Annotated in this window: 5 protein-coding genes; 4 read left to right on the forward strand and 1 reads right to left on the reverse strand. The window is 62.4% G+C overall.

Going from position 1 to position 4,197, the window contains the following annotated elements; translation table 11 throughout:
• From EOA85_RS29145 to EOA85_RS29155, 3 genes are all read left to right on the forward strand, one after another.
• Positions 1-490, forward strand: a 490-nt coding sequence (locus tag EOA85_RS29145) for a PhoU domain-containing protein (RefSeq protein WP_164759953.1), incomplete at its 5' end; no start/stop codon positions are given.
• Between the two features lie 128 nt (positions 491-618).
• On the forward strand, positions 619-1,800 hold the full coding sequence (locus EOA85_RS29150; RefSeq protein ID WP_127212063.1) for an MFS transporter: 1,182 nt from the start codon (positions 619-621) through the stop codon (positions 1,798-1,800).
• A gap of 180 nt (positions 1,801-1,980) precedes the next feature.
• Complete coding sequence (locus EOA85_RS29155) at positions 1,981-2,490, forward strand: DUF1801 domain-containing protein (protein WP_127212064.1); 510 nt, start codon at positions 1,981-1,983, stop codon at positions 2,488-2,490.
• Positions 2,491-2,503: 13 nt separating this feature from the next.
• Here EOA85_RS29155 and EOA85_RS29160 read toward each other — a convergent pair whose 3' ends face one another.
• Entirely contained in the window at positions 2,504-3,580 is a 1,077-nt protein-coding gene (locus EOA85_RS29160) for an arginase family protein (RefSeq protein WP_127212065.1), read from the reverse strand.
• 18 nt (positions 3,581-3,598) lie between these two features.
• On the opposite strand from EOA85_RS29160, the gene EOA85_RS29165 reads away from it, so the two are divergent.
• Positions 3,599-4,060, forward strand: coding sequence for a DUF1801 domain-containing protein (locus tag EOA85_RS29165; protein WP_127212066.1), 462 nt, complete (start codon positions 3,599-3,601; stop codon positions 4,058-4,060).
• Positions 4,061-4,197 lie beyond the last annotated feature (137 nt).

The following is a 4,197-nucleotide window of genomic DNA, read 5'->3' on the forward strand; positions in this document are numbered from 1 at the left end:
CTATCTGGCCAAGGTCACCAAGAACCCGCTGAGCGAGGACGAGGCGCTGCGCTGCCAGGAGCTGATCGGCGCCTGCGTCAAGCTCGAGCAGGTCGGCGACATCATCGTGCGCAACATGCTGGTGCACGTCAGGAAGAAGCTCGAGCGCGGGCTGGAGTTCACGCCCGAAGGCTGGCGCGAGCTTTGCGCCTTCCACGCCTCGGTGCTCGCCAACGCACGGCTTGCCTTCAACGTGCTGGTCTCGCGCGATCCGGAGACCGCCCGCCAGCTGGTGCTCGAAAAGGACCGGCTGCGCGACCGCGAGAAGGAGACCAGCGCCAGCCACTTCGTGCGGCTGCGCGACGGCACCGCCAAGAGCGTCGAGACCAGTTCCATCCATCTCGACACCATCCGCGACCTGAAGCAGATCAACTCGCTGCTCGCCTCGATGGCTTATCCCGTGCTCGAGGAACGCGGCCTGCTCACCGGCTCGCGGTTGAAGGCCGGGTGATCCCGGAGCCTTGTCCTTCGCGCCAGCCCGATCAAGAAAACCTAAACCGGCGTCGACAATTTCTGGATTGCTCGCCGCTCTCGTTCGTGATTTGAGGCCATCTCATTCAAGGATCGCCTTCCAGCGCCATGCTTCCCCTCATCGCCCTGTTCATCGCTGCGTTCGCATTCGGCACCACCGAGTTCGTCATCGCCGGTGTGCTGCCGCAGGTGGCGGATGGCCTTGGCGTCTCCATCCCAACTGCCGGCTACCTCGTCTCCGGCTACGCCGGCGGCATCGCAATCGGCGGACCGCTATTGACGCTCGCCACCAAGACGATTTCGCGCAAGGCCTTGCTGCTTGGCCTTGCCGCAGCCTTCACCATCGGCCAGGCCGCTTGCGCACTTGCACCCGACTTCGCGTCCATGTTGCTGTTGCGGATTGCGGTGGCCGTGGCGCACGGCGCCTATTTCGGCGTCGCGATGGTGGTCGCGGTCGGCCTGGTCCGCCACGACCAGCGCGGAATGGCCGTTGCGCTCATCCTGTCTGGCCTCACGGTCTCCAATGTCATCGGCGTGCCGGCCGGCACGGCGATCGGCAACATCTGGGGGTGGCGTGCGACGTTCTGGGTGATGTGCGCGCTTGGTGTGGTTTCCATCGCCGCCATGGCCGCCCTCCTCCCACGCAAGACGGGATCGGCGCGCCAGTCCGTCAGTTTCGGCAGCGAGGTTCGCGTGCTTGCACGCCAGCAGGTCTGGACGTCGCTGATCCTCATGCTGATGCTGATGATCGGTCAGTTCGGCCTCTTCACCTACATCACGCCGACGCTGCTTGAAATCACCGGCCTCGATGAGGACCTCGTGCCCTGGGTGCTCCTGCTCAACGGTGTCGGCGCGACGATCGGCGTCTTTCTTGGCGGGCGGCTCGCCGACTGGAAACTGATGCCCTCGCTCATCACCATGCTTTTCATGCAGGCGGTGACACTTGCCGTCATTTACGCCGTCAGCCCGTACCCGGTGCGGATGGTCGTGGCGATCACTGTCTGGGGCGGACTCAGCTTCGCCATCGGCACTCCGATCCAGACCCGTATCCTGACGTGGACGGCGGATGCCTCCAACCTCGCCTCATCGCTCATCCCGGCCGGCTTCAATGTCGGCATCGCGCTGGCCGCCTCGCTCGGTGCCGCTATGCTCAATGCCGGTTATAGCTATCTCAGCCTGCCGGTGGTTGGCGCCCTGGCCATGCTGGTCGCCGTGGCGGTCGCGCTTGCCTCGCATCTCCAGGAGTGGCGCAGCAGTGCGACGCCGCCGCTACCGGCCGCAGCCGAATAGACGGGCAGACTCTGCAAATCGATCCGGTAGCGCAGGCTTTTCGCGACGTCCGCCTTTTGGAGAGAAAGCCTCTGCCTGTGCGCTTGTTGGTTTGGCGGAGATCAATAGGATTCCGAAATTGATCTTCAGGGGCGGCTTTCTAGAATCAAGTATGATCGATTACCACCTGGAGTGAACACAATGGCCGACCACACATCCGAGAAGTCGGCGAAGGCCGCCGCCGAGCGGGTCGCTGCGAAACCGACCAAACCGCGCAAGGCGACGCCGGAGCCGCAGCCCGGCAAGGCCGCGAAACCGGCACTCCTCGCAGGCGGCAACCCCCAGATCGCGAAGGCTGAAGGCGACGCTCCCGTGCAGGCCTACATCGCGGCCATGCCGGGCTGGAAAAGCGACCTCGGGCGCCGTCTCGACGCGATCATCGCGGGCACTGTCCCCGGTGTGCACAAGGCAGTCAAATGGAACTCGCCATTTTACGGCATCGAAGGCCAGGGCTGGTTCCTGTCGTTCCATGTCTTCACCCGCTACGTCAAAGTGACCTTCTTCCGAGGCACGTCACTTCGTCCTCTTCCTCCCGGCAAGTCCAAGCACAAGCAAGTGCGCTATCTCGACGTTTATGAGGACCAGCTCGACGAAGCTCAATTTGCCGCTTGGGTGAAGCAAGCCAGCCAATTGCCCGGCGAACGAATGTGAGATGCGTCGCGAATTACCCAAGGGCGTCTGCAAGCACCTCATTCAAGCGGGCGAACGCGGCGGACTCGTCTGGCGCATGGGCCGGATTAACTTCTGTGATGGTCAGGCCGCGCCATTGCGGCAGGGCGGTCAATTGCTTTAGCGCGAAGGCGGCGTCCTCCAGTTTGAGACCGTCGCAACGGCGCACATTCTCAGCAATCGGAAAATCGATAAAGGAGAGTGCATCGACATCGAAGTGAATAAGCACACAGTCAGAGCGGGCCGCCCAGGCGGCCGCGCGCGCCGTCGCCGCCTCGATATCACTCAAAGCTTCCTCACGCGATATAATTTTAATCGCGTTATCTCTGATCACCGCAGCTTCGGGCGGAGTGATGTTCTCGACGCCGAAATAGAGGAGCTGCTGAGGCACGAGCATCGGACGGATTGGGCCGAGCCTGGCAAGCGAAGGTTCGCATCCGGGAATATTGAGCAAATGAGCGACACCAGTCCAGTCCAAGGCGCCGTCGCTCGTGTCGGGTGTGTTGAGATCGGCGTCGAAGTCTATGTAGACGAGTCCAATCCGCGCGCCGGCCGCGTTTGCTCCGGCGACCGTTCCCAGCTCCACAGTACAATCGCCACCTAAAACAAGCACGTCCTCCTGCGCTGCGATCGCCGTCGCCACGTGGCTTGCGACCAAGTCACAGGCGTGGCGCACGGCCTCTAGGTTCATAGCCTGCGGCTGCGAGGGATCCGGTCGCCATCGGAACGATGCAACATCGCCATCATCCCTGATGGTTCTGCCTCGGCTCGCGAGCGCCTCTGCGAGCCCATGTCGCCGAAAGGCCGCGGGCGCTTGTTCCTGCCCCGGCGAATAGGCGCCGGCGCTGGTGGCGGCGCCGATAATGTTCAACAAACGCGCCGACAAATCGGGGCTCCAATTTCGTATGATCCTCGTTGCAAAACGGGTCTGGAGGGACGAAGGTTCCTCCTCGATGTTGAGAGTTTGTTGCCCGGCATTGGCATGAGGCCAATAGGCCAGGCGTTCGCGCCGGAACGGCAAACGGCTCGCCGCATCGATGCCGTCGTGAGACGCCGTACGCGCACAAGCCATGGGGACCCCAGTACAATCATGACCAAAGCGACAACAGCCATGAAAGCGAGCGGATCGAAGGAAGGAGAAGGAGGAGGCACTCCCTCTCAGCTGATAGATGCGAGAATCAACGAGCTGAGCGATTGGCGGGGCGAGATGCTCGCTCGGGTCCGAACCCTCATCAAGCAGGCCGACCCCGAAGTGGTCGAGGAGTGGAAGTGGAGAGGAGTTCCGGTGTGGGAGCACGCCGGAATAATCTGCACTGGTGAGACGTACAAGAATGTTGTGAAGATGACCTTCGCCAAGGGCGCCTCACTGGAGGACCCTTCAGGCCTCTTCAACTCCAGTCTCGAAGGCAACACCAGGCGCGCCATCGATATCCATGAGGGCGACAAGATCGATGAAGAGGCATTGAAGGCGCTCATTGGCGCCGCCGTGGCACTGAACATGTCAGGGCGAGCTACCACCACCCGCTCTCAGAAGAAACCGAAGAGCGGTTGAGGATCATCCACATCCGGCTGGGCTGGCTCCCTGGGGTCGCCTTCGTCGAAGCCTTATGAACATCGCAAGAGCGGGGAAAATCCCTACTGCAGCAGTCCCTTGACGATGCCGCTCGCCTTGGAGAAATCCATCTGGCC

The organism is Mesorhizobium sp. M5C.F.Ca.IN.020.29.1.1, from assembly GCF_003997375.1.
Classification (GTDB): Bacteria; Pseudomonadota; Alphaproteobacteria; order Rhizobiales; family Rhizobiaceae; genus Mesorhizobium; species Mesorhizobium wenxiniae.

Excerpts from the sequence above, each read along its gene's own strand:
- EOA85_RS29150 (WP_127212063.1), top strand. The coding sequence starts at position 619 with ATGCTTCCCCTCATCGCCCTGTTCATCGCTGCGTTCGCATTCGGCACC.
- EOA85_RS29155 (WP_127212064.1), top strand. The coding sequence starts at position 1,981 with ATGGCCGACCACACATCCGAGAAGTCGGCGAAGGCCGCCGCCGAGCGG.
- EOA85_RS29160 (WP_127212065.1), bottom strand. The coding sequence starts at position 3,580 with ATGGCTTGTGCGCGTACGGCGTCTCACGACGGCATCGATGCGGCGAGC.
- EOA85_RS29165 (WP_127212066.1), top strand. The coding sequence starts at position 3,599 with ATGACCAAAGCGACAACAGCCATGAAAGCGAGCGGATCGAAGGAAGGA.